Origin of the sequence: Pseudomonas sp. DTU12.1, from assembly GCF_009873475.1 — a bacterium.
In the GTDB taxonomy this organism is placed as follows: domain Bacteria; phylum Pseudomonadota; class Gammaproteobacteria; order Pseudomonadales; family Pseudomonadaceae; genus Aquipseudomonas; species Aquipseudomonas proteolytica.
This window is the reverse complement of sequence record NZ_CP045254.1, coordinates 772,628-787,555: the sequence shown is the minus strand read 5'-3', so window position 1 is coordinate 787,555 and position 14,928 is coordinate 772,628. Positions and strand designations below refer to the sequence as shown.

14 protein-coding genes are annotated in these 14,928 nt (G+C 61.2%); 1 reads left to right on the top strand and 13 read right to left on the bottom strand.

Going from position 1 to position 14,928, the window contains the following annotated elements:
* Nucleotides 1–80 precede the first annotated feature (80 nt).
* The 11 genes from GDV60_RS03405 to GDV60_RS03355 all read right to left on the bottom strand — a co-directional run bounded on the left by GDV60_RS03405 (nucleotide 81) and on the right by GDV60_RS03355 (nucleotide 12,358).
* Nucleotides 81–1,370, bottom strand: coding sequence for an adenylosuccinate synthase (locus GDV60_RS03405; protein WP_092233048.1), 1,290 nt, complete (start codon nucleotides 1,368–1,370; stop codon nucleotides 81–83).
* Between the two features lie 54 nt (nucleotides 1,371–1,424).
* On the bottom strand, nucleotides 1,425–2,612 hold the full coding sequence (locus tag GDV60_RS03400) for an ATP phosphoribosyltransferase regulatory subunit (protein WP_159906291.1): 1,188 nt from the start codon (nucleotides 2,610–2,612) through the stop codon (nucleotides 1,425–1,427).
* A 296-nt stretch (nucleotides 2,613–2,908) separates the two neighbouring features.
* Nucleotides 2,909–3,775, bottom strand: coding sequence for a protease modulator HflC (gene hflC, locus GDV60_RS03395; protein WP_010213607.1), 867 nt, complete (start codon nucleotides 3,773–3,775; stop codon nucleotides 2,909–2,911).
* Complete coding sequence (gene hflK / locus GDV60_RS03390; protein WP_029299584.1) at nucleotides 3,775–4,953, bottom strand: FtsH protease activity modulator HflK; 1,179 nt, start codon at nucleotides 4,951–4,953, stop codon at nucleotides 3,775–3,777. Before hflK ends, hflC begins: the two co-directional genes overlap by 1 nt.
* Before the next feature lie 96 nt (nucleotides 4,954–5,049).
* Nucleotides 5,050–6,351, bottom strand: a complete 1,302-nt coding sequence (gene hflX, locus GDV60_RS03385) for a ribosome rescue GTPase HflX (RefSeq protein ID WP_092233046.1) — start codon at nucleotides 6,349–6,351, stop codon at nucleotides 5,050–5,052.
* A gap of 12 nt (nucleotides 6,352–6,363) precedes the next feature.
* Complete coding sequence (gene hfq / locus GDV60_RS03380; RefSeq protein ID WP_010221594.1) at nucleotides 6,364–6,624, bottom strand: RNA chaperone Hfq; 261 nt, start codon at nucleotides 6,622–6,624, stop codon at nucleotides 6,364–6,366.
* A 95-nt stretch (nucleotides 6,625–6,719) separates the two neighbouring features.
* Complete coding sequence (miaA, locus tag GDV60_RS03375) at nucleotides 6,720–7,691, bottom strand: tRNA (adenosine(37)-N6)-dimethylallyltransferase MiaA (protein ID WP_070996436.1); 972 nt, start codon at nucleotides 7,689–7,691, stop codon at nucleotides 6,720–6,722.
* Entirely contained in the window at nucleotides 7,691–9,589 is a 1,899-nt protein-coding gene (gene mutL / locus GDV60_RS03370) for a DNA mismatch repair endonuclease MutL (protein ID WP_166647829.1), read from the bottom strand. The genes miaA and mutL overlap by 1 nt, the downstream gene beginning before the upstream one ends.
* A 14-nt stretch (nucleotides 9,590–9,603) precedes the next feature.
* Nucleotides 9,604–11,025: an N-acetylmuramoyl-L-alanine amidase gene (locus GDV60_RS03365; RefSeq protein ID WP_029299576.1), complete on the bottom strand. Its 1,422-nt coding sequence runs from the start codon at nucleotides 11,023–11,025 to the stop codon at nucleotides 9,604–9,606.
* A gap of 17 nt (nucleotides 11,026–11,042) precedes the next feature.
* A complete protein-coding gene (gene tsaE, locus GDV60_RS03360; protein ID WP_029299575.1) occupies nucleotides 11,043–11,510 on the bottom strand; it encodes a tRNA (adenosine(37)-N6)-threonylcarbamoyltransferase complex ATPase subunit type 1 TsaE in 468 nt (155 codons plus the stop codon).
* Entirely contained in the window at nucleotides 11,498–12,358 is an 861-nt protein-coding gene (locus GDV60_RS03355) for an NAD(P)H-hydrate dehydratase (protein WP_159906289.1), read from the bottom strand. Before GDV60_RS03355 ends, tsaE begins: the two co-directional genes overlap by 13 nt.
* A 63-nt stretch (nucleotides 12,359–12,421) precedes the next feature.
* Between GDV60_RS03355 and queG the strand changes: the two genes are divergently transcribed.
* Nucleotides 12,422–13,501, top strand: coding sequence for a tRNA epoxyqueuosine(34) reductase QueG (gene queG, locus GDV60_RS03350; RefSeq protein WP_029299568.1), 1,080 nt, complete (start codon nucleotides 12,422–12,424; stop codon nucleotides 13,499–13,501).
* Here queG and GDV60_RS03345 read toward each other — a convergent pair.
* Nucleotides 13,483–14,097, bottom strand: a complete 615-nt coding sequence (locus GDV60_RS03345; RefSeq protein WP_169851492.1) for a trimeric intracellular cation channel family protein — start codon at nucleotides 14,095–14,097, stop codon at nucleotides 13,483–13,485. The two genes, queG and GDV60_RS03345, sit on opposite strands and share 19 nt — an antisense overlap.
* A 205-nt stretch (nucleotides 14,098–14,302) precedes the next feature.
* Nucleotides 14,303–14,845 (bottom strand): oligoribonuclease, encoded by a 543-nt coding sequence (orn, locus tag GDV60_RS03340; RefSeq protein WP_010213620.1) that lies wholly within the window; start codon nucleotides 14,843–14,845, stop codon nucleotides 14,303–14,305.
* Nucleotides 14,846–14,928: the final 83 nt, after the last annotated feature.

Sequence of the window (14,928 nt, the reverse complement as noted above, 5' to 3'; positions counted from 1 at the left end):
AGCAAGGGTCGTGCCGTGCCCGAGACAGAAACGACAAAGGGCCCCCGAAGGGGCCCTTTGCTTTTTACATCAACAGCTTATTAAGCGAACGGATGACGCAGGACGATGGTCTCGTTGCGGTCCGGGCCCGTCGAAATAATGTCGATCGGCGCGCCGATCAACTGTTCAACGCGCTTGATGTAGGCACGGGCGTTGGCAGGCAGCTCTTCCAGGGTCTTGGCACCCACGGTCGACTCGGTCCAGCCCGGCACTTCTTCGTACACCGGCTGCAGGCCCACGTAGCTGTCGGCGTCAGTCGGGGCAACATCGTTACCGTCTGCATCTTTGTAGCCGATGCAGATGTTGATGGCTTCCAGACCGTCGAGCACGTCCAGCTTGGTCAGGCAGATGCCCGAGATGCTGTTCACATCGATAGCGCGGCGCAGGATAACGGCGTCGAACCAGCCACAACGACGAGCACGACCGGTAGTCGCGCCGAACTCGTGACCCTGTTTGGCAAGGTGCGCACCGACATCGTCAAACAGCTCAGTCGGGAATGGACCCGAACCTACGCGGGTGGTGTAGGCCTTGGTGATGCCCAGGATGTAGTCCAGGAACATCGGGCCAACACCCGAACCGGTCGCCACGCCACCAGCGGTGGTGTTGGAGCTGGTCACGTACGGGTAGGTACCGTGGTCGATGTCCAGCAACGAACCCTGGGCACCTTCGAACATGATGTCTTTGCCGGCGCGACGCAGGTCGTGCAGCTCGGCCGTCACGTCCAGCATCAGCGGCTTGAGCAGCTCAGCGTACTCTTTGCACTCAGCCAGGGTCTTGTCGAATTCAATGGCCGGCTCTTTGTAGTAACCGACCAGCATGAAGTTGTGGTAATCCACCAGTTCACGCAGCTTGTCTTCAAAGCGCGGCATGTTGAGCAAGTCGCCCACACGCAGGCCACGACGTGCAACCTTGTCTTCGTAGGCCGGGCCGATGCCGCGACCGGTAGTACCGATCTTCAGCTCGCCACGGGCCTTTTCACGGGCCTGATCCAGGGCGACGTGGAAGGACAGGATCAGCGGGCAGGACGGGCTGATACGCAGGCGCTCGCGCACCGGTACGCCTTTCTCTTCCAGCTTGGTGATCTCGCGCAACAGGGCGTCAGGTGCAACCACCACGCCATTGCCGATCAGGCACTGCACGCCTTCGCGCAGGACGCCCGACGGGATCAGGTGCAAGACGGTTTTTTCGCCATCGATGACCAGGGTGTGGCCAGCGTTGTGGCCACCTTGGTAGCGCACTACGGCGGCAGCATGTTCGGTCAGCAGATCAACGATCTTGCCTTTGCCCTCATCACCCCATTGGGTGCCCAGGACTACGACATTCTTACCCATAACACTTGTCCTCATTCGCGCAAACTTGGTGCCGGCGTTGGCCGGCAGGAAAACTCAAGAAGCCAGTGGCGATACTTGCCAAAGCCCGTTCTGCTGAATCAATTGCCGGTCGCAGTCCGCTTCACGGGCGGCGGCCAATGGCTGCCCAGGCAAAGCCTGGACGACACGCTGACCCTCGCTGCGCAACTGGCAGACCTGCTGCCAGAGTGCCGCGTCCGTACTGTCTGGCATCCAGATACCGCCAGACGGTAGCTCGACTTCAGCACGCCCCAGGGTCACCAGGGTTTTCAAATCGGTAGAAAAACCAGTTGCCGGACGGGCACGACCGAAGTCGGCGCCGATATCGTCATAACGACCGCCCTGGGCAATGGCTTGGCCAACACCCGGCACAAACACGGCGAACACCACACCGGTGTGGTAGTGGTAGCCGCGCAACTCACCCAGGTCGAAATACAAAGGCAACTGCGGGAAGCGCGCCGACAACTGCTCGGCAATCGCCAGCACATCGTCCAGCGCCGCCAATACAGGCGCAGGCGCTTTGGCCAGGCGCTCACGGGCGGCGACCAGTACTTCGCGACCACCACACAGATCCACCAGCGCACGCAGCATGCCAGCCAGATCGGCAGGCACACCTTCGGTCAGGGCGATCACTTCGTCGATAGCCTTGCGCTGCAGGGCATCGAACAACTGTTGCTCAACTTCACCGGACAGACCCGCCGCACGGGCCAGGCCACGGTAGATACCGACATGCCCCAGGTCCATGTGCACATCCGGCACGTCAGCCAACTGCAGCATCGCCAGCATCAGGCTGATGACTTCGACGTCGCTGCTCGGGCTTGCATCGCCGTATAACTCGGCGCCCAGCTGGATCGGGCTACGGGAAGACGACAAGGCACGCGGCTGGGCATGTAGCACGCTGCCGGCGTAGCACAGGCGGCTCGGCCCTTCACGGCGCAGGGTATGCGCATCGATGCGCGCCACTTGCGGCGTGATGTCGGCGCGAAAGCCCATTTGCCGGCCCGATTGCGGGTCGATGACCTTGAAGGTGCGCAGATCCAGGTCCTGGCCCGCGCCGGTCAGCAGGGATTCCAGGTACTCGATATGGGGAGTCACGACAAACTCGTAACCCCAGCTCTGGAACAGATCCAACACCTGGCGACGCGCGATTTCAATACGCGCAGCCTCTGGTGGCAGTACTTCTTCGATGCCATCTGGCAGCAGCCAGCGGTCTACCGTTGCCATTACGCCATTCCCCTATGACCCGGCCAGCCCTTGGGCGAGCCTTGAGTGAAGCAGAAAATACCCGGCCCCTGCATAAACCACGCGCAAGAGCGACGTGACGAATGGCCTGTAACGGGCCTCGTCGGGCACTTTCCTCGAAAAACCTGTCACGCCTGCAGCGCACAACAACAATCAAACATGCAGACGCAAAAAAGCCGGGAATTTCCCGGCTGCCGCATCATACACCCGTTTTCCGAAAGGATCACCCCGCCGAGCGTTTTAGCCGCCCGACGGAGTGAAACCAGCCAGTCAGCGGGTTACTTGGACTTTTCCAGGTAGCGGAAGAAATCGCTACTTGGGTCCAGCACCATGACATCGGTTTTGTTCGCGAAGCTTTCACGGTAGGCACGCAGGCTACGATAGAACGCGTAGAACTCCTGGTCCTGGCCGTAAGCCTTGGCGTAGATCGCCGCGGCTTGAGCATCACCATCACCGCGAGCCTCTTCAGACTCACGATAGGCTTCTGCCAACAGTACGCGACGCTGACGGTCGGCATCCGCACGGATACCTTCAGCCAGTTCGTTACCCTTGGCACGGTGCTCACGAGCCTCACGCTCACGCTCGGTGCTCATACGCTCGAACACGCTGCGGTTCACTTCCTTGGGCAGGTCAATGGCCTTGACCCGAACATCGACCACTTCGATGCCCAGCTCTTTTTCGGCCATGGTGTTCAACGAACGCGTGATGTCAGCCATCAGCGCATCACGTTCACCCGATACCACCTCGTGCAGGGTGCGTTTACCAAACTGGTCACGCAGGCCCGATTCCAGACGACGGGACAAACGCTCGTCGGCAATCTGCTTGAGGCCGGAAGTCGCGGTGTAGAAGCGCTCGGCATCCTTGACGCGCCACTTGGCGTAGGCGTCAACCATCACGGCTTTCTTCTCCAGGGTCAGGAAGCGCTGCGTCGGTGCATCCAGGGTCATCAGGCGGGCGTCGAACTTGCGCACCTGGTTGACGTAGGGGACCTTCACATGCAGGCCTGGCTGGACATCCGCCTGGACCACGCGACCGAATTGCAGCAACACCGCACGCTCGGTCTGAGCCACGATGTAGAAGCAGTTCCAGGCAGCGATGACCACGACGACACCCACAATCAGGGCGGTCAGCGATTTATTGCTCATCAACGACTCTCCCTGGAACGTGTTTGCTGTTGCTGCAAGTCAGCGGCCGCACGGGCGCTCGCTTCGTTGGCAGCGGCAGTCGAACTGGCGGAAGACGAAGTGTTACCAGCGCTACGACCACCTTCGATCATCTTGTCCAGCGGCAGGTACAGCAGATTGTTCTGCCCACCCTTGTTGCCGGTCACGAGTACCTTGCTGGTATTGGTGAAGACTTCCTGCATGGTGTCCAGGTACAGACGCTCGCGGGTGACTTCCGGTGCCTTGCGGTACTCGGCCACCAGCTTGGTGAAGCGGTCAGCCTCACCCTTGGCGCGGGACACGACTTCGTCGCGGTAACCGTTGGCATCTTCAAGGATGCGCTGGGCCTGACCACGGGCTTCCGGCACGACGCCGTTGGCGTAGGTTTCAGCCTGGTTGCGCGAACGCTGCTCGTCTTCACGGGCGCGGATCACGTCATCGAAGGCTTCCTGCACTTCACGCGGTGCCGCTGCGCTCTGTACGTTGACCTGGGTAACAGTGATACCGGTGCGATATGTATCGAGGAACCGTTGCAGGCGCTCCTTGATCTCGCTGGCCATCAATTCACGACCTTCGGTCAGCACCTGGTCCATCGCAGTGGAGCCCACTACGTGGCGCAGGGCGCTTTCGGTCGCGTGCTGCAAGCTGATTTCCGGCTGGTCGACGTTAAGCACGAAGTCCTGCAGGTTGCTGATCTTGTACTGCACGGTCAGCGGCACTTCGACGATGTTCTCGTCTTCGGTCAGCATCTGGCCCTGCTTGGTGTAGGCACGCTCACGCGTGACGTTCTCCATGTACTTCTTGTCGATCGGCGGGAAGTAGATGTTCAGGCCTGGACCGACAGTCTCGTAGTACTTGCCGAAGCGCAGCACCACGGCTTGCTCCTGCTCGTCGACTACATAGACCGCGCTGTACAGCCAGACAGCCGCCAGCGCCACGAGACCGAGGCCAAGCAGGCCGTAGCCGCCGCCCTTGCTCGTGCGACCGCCGTCGTCACCACCACGTTTTTTTCCACCACCGAACAACCCATTCAGGCTTTCCTGCAGCTTTCGGAAGGCCTCGTCGAGATCTGGTGGCCCCTTGCGGTCGCCATTATTGCGGCGTTTACCACCCCAAGGATCCTGATTATTCGAGTTGCCACCCGGCTCATTCCAAGCCATAGCGCTCTCCATCTGATAAAGCAAAGACGCACCCACGGCGCGCCGACCAATGCTACAGAATGCCTGCCACAGCGGCACAACCGCTTTCTCAGGCTTTTATTGCAAAGTGTGTTGTTCGAGGAACTCTGTCGGTACAACACCCTCACGACTCACCAGCCGATTGAGCTCCGAACGAGGCAAACGAACAGCCAGCAGGCTGACACCTTCTTCGTCGTGTTCTTCTTTCTGTACGGCGCCCAACTCAAAAAACTGAGCACGCAGTCGAGCAAAACGCTGCGGCAAGCGCAAGGTGCCGACGAACAAATCACCACCGAGCAACTCGGCAATCGCCTGCTCGAGCAGCTTAAGACCGCTACCATCGCGCGCCGAGAGCCAGACCCGTTGGGGCCTGCCGTTTTCGTCACGCTGGATTTGCGGCTCTACACCCTCAAGCAAATCGAGTTTGTTATAGACCTCAAGGATCGGCAAGTCCTGGGCACCAATCTCGCCCAGTACCACCATGACCTGTTCGATCTGCAACATCCGGTCAGGCTCGGCCGCATCGATTACGTGCAGCAGCAGGTCGGAGTTGCTCGACTCTTCGAGCGTAGACCGGAACGCCTCGACCAGCTTGTGGGGCAAGTGGCGAATGAAGCCCACGGTATCGGCCAGCACAATCGGCCCCAGGTCGTCGAGTTCCAGACGGCGCAAGGTCGGGTCGAGGGTGGCGAACAGCTGGTCGGCCGCGTACACGTCCGATTTGGTCACGTTGTTGAACAGCGTGGATTTGCCGGCGTTGGTATAGCCCACCAGGGACACGGTAGGGATATCCGCACGCGTACGCCCACGGCGCGATTGCTCGCGTTGGCTGCGTACTTTTTCCAGACGGCCCTTGATCTGGCGCAGGCGAACCCGCAGCAGACGCCGGTCGGTCTCAAGCTGGGTTTCACCCGGGCCACGCATGCCGATACCGCCACCCTGACGCTCAAGGTGAGTCCAGCCGCGAACCAGGCGGGTGCTCATGTGGTCAAGCTGGGCCAGTTCGACCTGGAGCTTGCCTTCATGGGTACGGGCGCGCTGGGCAAAAATATCGAGAATCAGACCGGTGCGGTCAATCACGCGGCACTCGAACACACGTTCGAGGTTACGTTCCTGACTGGGCGTGAGGATGTGATTGAAGATCACCAGATCGGCTTCTTCGGCATGGACCAGGTCGCGCAGTTCCTCGACCTTGCCGCTGCCAATCAGAAATTTGGCGGTTGGCCGATGACGCGGCACGTTAAAAAACGCGACGGTCTCGGCGCCGGCCGAATTTGCCAGCTCCTGAAACTCCTGCGGATCTTCGCGCGCCTCAGGGTCCTGTCCATCCAAGTGAACGAGGATTACTCGCTCACCACCACCGTGGCGCTCAAAGAACAAAGGAGACTCCTATCAGGCGTTACCTGGCTCAGCGTCACCCTGTTCGGATTCGGTTGCGCTAGGCAGACGAATTGGACGAACCGGCACTACTGTCGAGATAGCGTGTTTGTAGACCATCTGGCTGACGGTGTTTTTCAGCAGGATAACGAACTGGTCGAAAGACTCGATCGTACCTTGCAGCTTGATGCCGTTGACCAGATAGATGGAAACCCCAACTTTCTCTTTACGTAAAGTATTCAAGTAAGGGTCTTGTAGCGAATGCCCTTTTGACATGTGCCGCACTCCTTTAAGGATCAATAATAAAAAATCGGAAAAATAGATAGTTTGTGACCGTCACACCCCCAAGGATAGACGGCAATTGCAAGGACTCAGCTCAATATGGAGACCGTTCCCAAGTATTTCAAGGCGCGTGACAGATTGTCGCAATCCAGACTGTCCAGCCAATGCAAGTCAGTCCAGCTGCGCAGCCAAGTGAACTGGCGCTTTGCCAATTGGCGCGTGGCAATAATGCCGCGCTCCTGCATTTCGGCTGACGTCAGCTTGCCATCCAGATGATCCCAGACTTGGCGGTAGCCTACAGCACGTATCGAAGGCAATCCCGGATGCAGATCACCTCTTGAACGCAGTGCTACGACCTCCTCTACGAACCCCTGTTCCAACATAATTGTGAATCTTTGTGCAATTCGCTCATGCAGCACCTGGCGATTCGCCGGAGCGATCGCCAGATTTGCGACAGTATAGGGCAATTGTCCCGGTCCAGAGGTGCCTGCGTCAGTACTTTGCGCAGATTGTCTGAGGCGGTGGGCTGTCATGGTCTGACCACTCACGCGCCAGACTTCCAGGGCCCGACTCAGGCGCTGGGGGTCATTGGGGTGAATGCGCGCGGCAGACACCGGGTCAATCGCCGCCAATTGCTCGTGCAGGGCCTGCCAGCCAAGGCGCGCAGCCTCTTCTTCGATTTCCGCGCGCACCTGCGGATCGGCGGGCGGCATGTCTGCCAGGCCTTCCTGCAGCGCCTTGTAATAGAGCATCGTGCCGCCCACCAGCAGCGGGATATTGCCCCGCGCGGTGATTTGCGCCATGGCGGCAAGGGCATCGCTGCGAAAATCCGCCGCCGAGTAGCTTTGCGACGGATCGATAATGTCGATCAGACGATGGGGATGGGCGGCCAACAGCTCTTTGGACGGTTTGGCGGTGCCGATGTCCATGTCCCGGTAAACCAGGGCCGAATCGACGCTGATCAACTCGCACGGCAGGACCTTGGTCAGCTCGATAGCCAGGTCGGTCTTGCCGGCGGCCGTCGGGCCCATCAGGAAGATGGCGGGAGGTAGAGAGCTCATCAACGGCCGCGCAGGAATAGTTTGTCCAGATCATCCAGGCCCATTTGGGTCCAGGTCGGTCGGCCGTGGTTGCATTGGCCGCTGCGCTCGGTGTTTTCCATATCCCGCAGCAAGCCGTTCATTTCCGGCAGGGCCAGGCGCCGGTTGGCGCGGATTGCACCGTGGCAGGCCATGGTGCCGAGCAGTTCGTTGATATGCGCCTGGATCCGGTCACTGGTGCCGTATTCCATCAGGTCCGCCAGCACGTCAGCTACCAGCCGATTGGCCTCGGCCTGCTTGAGCAAAGCCGGAATCTGCCGGATCGCCAGGGTTTCTGGCCCCAGGCGCTGCAACTCAAAGCCCAGCTTCTGGAACACCGCCAGGTGCTCTTCAGCGCAATCGGCCTCGCGCTGGCTGACCGCCAACGACTCCGGCACCAGCAACGGCTGGCCGCTCAGGCCTTCGCTGGCCATGGCGATCTTCAGGCGCTCGTACATGATCCGCTCATGGGCCGCGTGCATGTCCACCAGCACCAGGCCGTGGGCGTTTTCCGCGAGGATATAGATGCCCTTGAGCTGGGCCAGGGCATAACCCAGGGGCGGGATATCACCGCCACCTTCCGGCAAAGCCACTGCGCCCGGCTCGGCACCGGGCAGCGGCGCAAAGAACTCGCGATAGGCCGCCTGGGCCTCGGCCACCGGCACTGCCGATTGCGGTCGCGGGGTGTATTGATATTGATAGCCGGCACCTGCACCGGAACCCGCCGCCGGGTAACTCGGCTGGGCTTGCGGCGATTGCAGCAGGTTGGCCGCCAGGCTCATTTCGCCCTGGGGCCCGAATTCACCGGCCTCCGGCCCTGTCGGGCGGACGACGGCAGTGACAATCGGCGCGCCCAACTGATCATCCGGGCGCACGTCGCCCAACGCTCGGTGCAAGGTACCGTAGAGGAAGTCATGAACCATGCGCCCATCACGGAAGCGCACTTCATGCTTGGTCGGGTGCACATTGACGTCGACGACCGCCGGGTCCACTTCAAAAAACAGCACGAAGGTCGGATGGCGGCCGTTGAACAGCACGTCGCGATAGGCCTGGCGTACCGCATGGGCCACCAGCTTGTCGCGCACCGCACGGCCATTCACAAAGAAGTACTGCAAGTCCGCCTGGCTGCGGGAGAACGTCGGCAGGCCTACCCACCCCCACAAATGCAAGCCATTGCGCTCGATTTCAATCGGCAGCGCCTGCTCCAGGAAGCCCGCGCCACAGATCGCCGATACGCGTCGGGCGCGCGCGGCATCGTCGTTGGCCTCGTGCAGGCTGAGGATGGTCTTGCCGTTGTGGCGCAAATGGAAGGCCACGTCGAAACGGGCCAGGGCCAGGCGCTTGATGACTTCTTGCAGGTGATCGAATTCGGTTTTTTCGGCCTTGAGGAATTTGCGCCGAGCCGGGGTATTAAAGAATAAGTCACGCACTTCCACCGAAGTGCCTACCGGGTGGGCCGCCGGCTGGACCCGGGGGGCCATGTCGCGACCTTCGGTCTCTACCTGCCACGCCTGCTCGGCGCCACGGGTGCGGGAAGTCAGGGTCAGGCGCGCCACCGAGCTGATCGACGCCAGCGCTTCGCCACGGAAACCCAGGCTCATCACCCGCTCAAGGTCTTCCAGGTCACGGATCTTGCTGGTGGCATGTCGCGCCAGCGCCAGCGGCAGGTCATCGGAGGAAATCCCGCTGCCGTCGTCGCGCACCCGCAGCAGTTTGACCCCGCCCTGCTCCACATCCACGTCAATGCGCTTGGCGCCGGAGTCGAGGCTGTTTTCCAGCAGCTCCTTGATCACCGAGGCCGGGCGCTCAACCACTTCACCCGCGGCAATCTGGTTGGCCAGCCGCGGGCTGAGCAATTCGATGCGCGAGGCGCTGTTCAATACCGATTCACTCATTACTGGGCTGCCAATTCAGTGCCAGGGATGGTCAACACCTGGCCGACTTTCAGTTCGTCGGTTTTCAGGCTGTTGGCGCTGCGCAAGGTAGCGGCCGACACCTGGAAGCGCACAGCCAGCATGGCCAGCGTATCGCCAGGCTGCACCCGGTGATCGCGTGGGCCCTGGGCGATTTTCCCGGAATCGCGCAGCCAGGCGATATAGGTGCCCGGTGGCGGGTTCTGCTGGAAGAACTGACGCACGCCAGAGCTGATGGAACGCGCCAGGGCCTGCTGATGGCTGGCACTGGCCAGCTTGTTGGCTTCGTTGGCGTTGGAGATAAAGCCGGTTTCCACCAGGATCGACGGGATATCCGGCGACTTGAGCACCATAAACCCGGCTTGCTCCACCCGCTGTTTATGCAGCGGCGTGACCCGGCCCATGTTGGTCAGGACTTTTTGCCCGACGTTCAGGCTGGAGGTCAGCGAGGCGGTCATCGACAGGTCAAGCAACACACCGGCGAGCATGCGGTCCTTGTCATCCAGGGACACGTTGCCCGCGCCGCCGATCAAGTCGGAGCGGTTTTCGCTATCGGCCAGCCAGCGTGCAGTCTCAGACGTCGCGCCGCGATCCGACAGGGCAAACACCGAGGCGCCAAAGGCGGCCTTCGACGGTGCGGCGTCGGCGTGGATCGAGACGAACAGGTCGGCGCCCTTCTTGCGGGCGATTTCGGTACGCCCGCGCAATGGGATGAAATAGTCACCCGTACGGGTCAATTCGGCGCGGTAGCCTTTCATGCCGTTGATCTGGCGCTGCAATTCCCGGGCAATGGCCAGGACCACGTCTTTTTCGTGTTGGCCACGGGAGCCGGAGGCGCCCGGGTCTTCACCGCCGTGGCCGGCATCGATCACTACGATGACGTCACGCTTGCCGGCCGGTGCGGGCGGCAGCGGTGGCAACTTGACCTGGGGCTGCGCAGGGTTGACCGGCACCGCAGGCGTCGTGGCAACAGCAGGCGTTGGCGCAGGGGCTGGCGCCGCGTCGGCCGGGTTGTCAAACAGGTCGACCACCAGGCGGTTGCCATACTGGGCGTTCGGCGCGAGGGAAAAACTCTTGGGTGTGACGACCTTCTTCAGGTCGATGACCACCCGCAGGTCGGTCGGCGTGCGCTGGGCCGAGCGCATCGCGGTAATCGGCGTGTTGGCCGTGGAAACCTTCAACGGCGCGGCCAGGGTCGCACCATTGATGTCGATGACCAGGCGATCAGGCGCCGTCAGGGTAAAGACACTGTGCTGGACCGGGCCAGACAGGTCGAACACCAGTCGCGTGTTATCCGGCGCTCGCCACAGGCGCACACTTTTTACCTGTGAAGCGGCCAGAGCATTGACAGTCATTGCCGCAAGCAACACCCCCACGACAGCAACCAACGCGCGAAAGCGCATACCTAACCCACCCATTATTAGAATTCCAAAGCCAAAGCGGCGCACCAGGACTCACTGCGCGCGCTCTGGGACAACAATTTCAACTGACGCCCATTGTCATGCGGGGTAATGGTAATGGTCAGGTCAGGCTTTGGCAAAAAGCCTGTGCCCTTGTCCGGCCACTCGATCAGGCATAACGCATCGCCATCGAAGTAATCGCGGATGCCCATGTACTCCAATTCCTCGGGATCCACCAAGCGATAGAGGTCGAAATGGAACGCCCGCACGTCACCGATCTCGTAAGGTTCTACCAAAGTGAACGTCGGACTTTTTACTGCGCCGGTATGGCCAAGCCCACGAATAATGCCGCGCGACAGCGTGGTTTTGCCGGCACCCAGATCGCCCTGCAGAAAAATCAGGCCCGCGCCCTGGGTGATTTCGGCAATGCGTTTGCCAAAAGCCACCATGGCCTCCTCATCCGCAATAAACAGCGTTACTTCAGACACGGTGACTGCTCCTCCAACAACTGACGAATGGCGGGAATCAGGTCGCTGGCAGCCAGGCCGCGACCAAAACTACCCTGACGGTCGCCCGCCGTGGCATGCAACCACACCGCCAGGCTGGCGGCCTCGAACGCCGGAATGCCCTGAGCCAGCAGCGCGCCGGTGAGGCCGGCAAGCACATCGCCCAAACCCGCCGACGCCATGGCGGGATGGCCCTGATCGCAACGTGCCACCCGCCCATCCGGGCTGGCGATCAGGCTGCCAGCGCCCTTGAGTACCGTGACGGCATTGAATTTCTGGCTCAGCGCGCGCGCCACCTTAAGCCGGTCGGCCTGAACCTCGGCTGTCGAGATCCCCATCAGCCGCGCCGCTTCCCCAGGGTGCGGAGTGATCACACAACCGCCCGGCAGAGCTACATGGCCTGCGGCCAGCAGGTTCAGTGCATCAGCATCCCAGACCTGGGGTAGCCGGGCATTGGCAGCCACCGACATCAGGCTTTTACCCCACGGCATGTCGCCGAGGCCGGGACCGATAACGATCACCGAGACTTTTTCCAGCAGGGCCATCAACTGATTGGCTGAATGCACGCCCCGCACCATGACTTCCGGCAAACGGGTCAGAGCTGCCGGGACGTGCTCGCTGCGGGTCGCCAGGGATACCAGGCCAGCACCGCTGCGCAGCGCGCTTTCGGCACTCAGCAGCGACGCGCCGCCAAAGCCATGGTCGCCGCCAATGACCAGGACATGGCCAAACTGGCCCTTGTGGGCCGCTGGGGAACGCGCAGCCAGTTGCGGCAAATGGCCAGGCAACAGCGGCTGAACGTCGGTTATTTCGTGTTTTGTCTGCGGCATGCGTCTTCAAGCTCCGATGTCTGGCAGAATTATACGCATCTAACCTGCGGTTTCTCTCGTCTCATGCCTGCTATTACCACCGATCTGCCCGCCCTCGCCCAATCGATCAAAGACTGGGGCCGCGAGTTGGGCTTTCAACAAGTCGGCATCAGCGGCCTGGACCTGGCCGAGCATGAACAGCACCTGCAGCGCTGGCTCGACGCGGGCTACCACGGCGAGATGGACTACATGGGCGCCCATGGCAGCAAGCGCTCGCACCCCGACGAACTGGTACCTGGCACCTTGCGCGTGGTGTCCCTGCGCATGGATTACCTGCCCGGCGACACGCAAATGGCGCAACTGCTGGCCCAACCCGAAAAAGCCTACATCTCCCGCTACGCCCTGGGCCGCGACTACCACAAACTGATCCGCAAGCGCGTGCAGCAACTGGCCGACCGCATCCAGGCCCAGATCGGCCCGTTTGGCTTTCGCGCCTTTGTCGACAGCGCCCCGGTGCTGGAAAAAGCCATCGCTGAAAAGGCCGGCCTGGGCTGGATCGGCAAAAACACCCTGGTCCTCAACCGCAAGGCCGGCAGTTACTTCTTTCTCAGCGAGCTGTTTGTCGACCTGCCGCTGCCTATCGACCCGCCCCACAGCACCGAACACTGCGGCCGCTGCACCGCCTGCCTGGATATCTGCCCGACCAATGCGTTCGTCGGGCCCTATGTGCTGGACGCCCGGCGCTGTATTTCCTACCTGACCATTGAGTTGAAGAGCGCGATCCCCGAAGACCTGCGGCCGTTGATTGGCAACCGCGTGTTCGGCTGTGATGACTGTCAGATCGTTTGCCCGTGGAATCGTTTCGCCCGACCTTCAGGAGAAAGCGATTTCAAGCCGCGCCACAACCTGGATAACGCCGAACTGGCCGAGTTGTTTATGTGGGACGAGGATAAATTCCTCAGCAGCACCGAAGGCTCGCCACTGCGCCGTGCCGGTTACGAGCGCTGGCTACGCAACCTGGCCGTGGGCCTGGGGAATGCGCCCTCCAGCATTCCGGTGCTCGAAGCGTTGAAGGCGCGCCGGGATTACCCCTCTGAACTGGTCCGCGAACATGTGGAATGGGCACTGAACCAGCACGCGATCCGTCAGTGCTCGTCGTTGTAGACGAACTTGGGCATTTCCCAATGAAAGCGGATCGCCAGCAGACGCAGCAGAAAACCGCTGAACAGGGTCAGCAGGATAGCTTGCTCGCTGGGCAGTTCGAGGTAGATGCACAGCATGTAGCACCAGGCCGCGAGGAACGACACGCTGGCGTACAGCTCGCGGCGGAAGATCAGCGGAATGTCGTTGCAGAAGATATCCCGCAGGATGCCGCCGAACACCCCGGTAATCACGCCGCTGACCGAAGCCACCAGCATGCCGTGGCCCATTTCCAGGGCCGTCATGCAGCCGATCAGCGTAAAGGCCACCAGGCCCACGGCGTCCAGCGCCAAAAACAGTGAACGCAAATGGCGCATCAGCGGCGCGATAAAGATCGTCACCAAGGCCGCGACTGAGGTCAGCACCAGGTATTCCGGGTGTTTGACCCAGGTCAGCGGGTAGTGGCCGAGCAGCACATCACGCACCGAACCGCCGCCAAGGGCTGTGACGCACGCGATCAGCACCACGCCGAACCAATCCATGCCGCGCCGACCGGCGGACAAGGCACCGGTCATGGCTTCGGCGGTGATGGCGATGAGGTAGAGCATCAACAGCATGATGGCGATCCTTGCAGGAATATTGTGCAGAGCTGGCGTGTGGTGGCGAGCGGGCTTGCCCCGCGCTGGGCTGCGTAGCAGCCCCGATATTGGGCGATGATATCCGACCGAAGGGTTGCAGTGGCTGAATTAGGGCCGCTGCGCGCCCCAGCGCGGGGCAAGCCCGCTCGCCACGACATACCCACAACAAACCTGCCAAACGGTAGGATCAGGCCTTGATGAAATGCTTGCGGTAATGCTGCAGCTCGGCAATCGACTCGCGGATATCGTCCAGGGCCAGGTGGGTGCTGCCCTTGTGGAAGCTGTCCTTGACCTCCGGCGCCCAGCGCGCGGCCAGTTCTTTCAAGGTCGACACGTCAAGGTTGCGGTAGTGGAAGTAGCTTTCCAGTGCCTTCATATGGGTATAGAGGAAGCGGCGGTCCTGGCAGATGCTGTTGCCACAGATCGGCGACTTGCCCTTGGGCACCCATTTTTCCAGGAAGGCAATCGTCTCGGCCTCAGCCTCGGCCATGCTGATGCGGCTGTCGCGCACACGCTGGGTCAGGCCCGAGTTGCCGTGGGTGCGGGTGTTCCACTCGTCCATAGTGGCCAACACCGCGTCGCTATGGTGGATAGCGATCACCGGACCTTCGGCCAAGGTGTTGAGGTTGCTGTCGGTGACAATGGTCGCCATCTCGATGATGACGTCGGTGTCAGGGTTCAGACCGGTCATTTCCAGATCGATCCAAATCAGGTTCTGTGGGTTTTGCATGTCGTAGTTCCTTGGCACCTTGGCGTAGCTGCGCAGTTTAGCAGGCGGCGGCGTGCTAGACTCGCGACCGTTTTACCCAACCT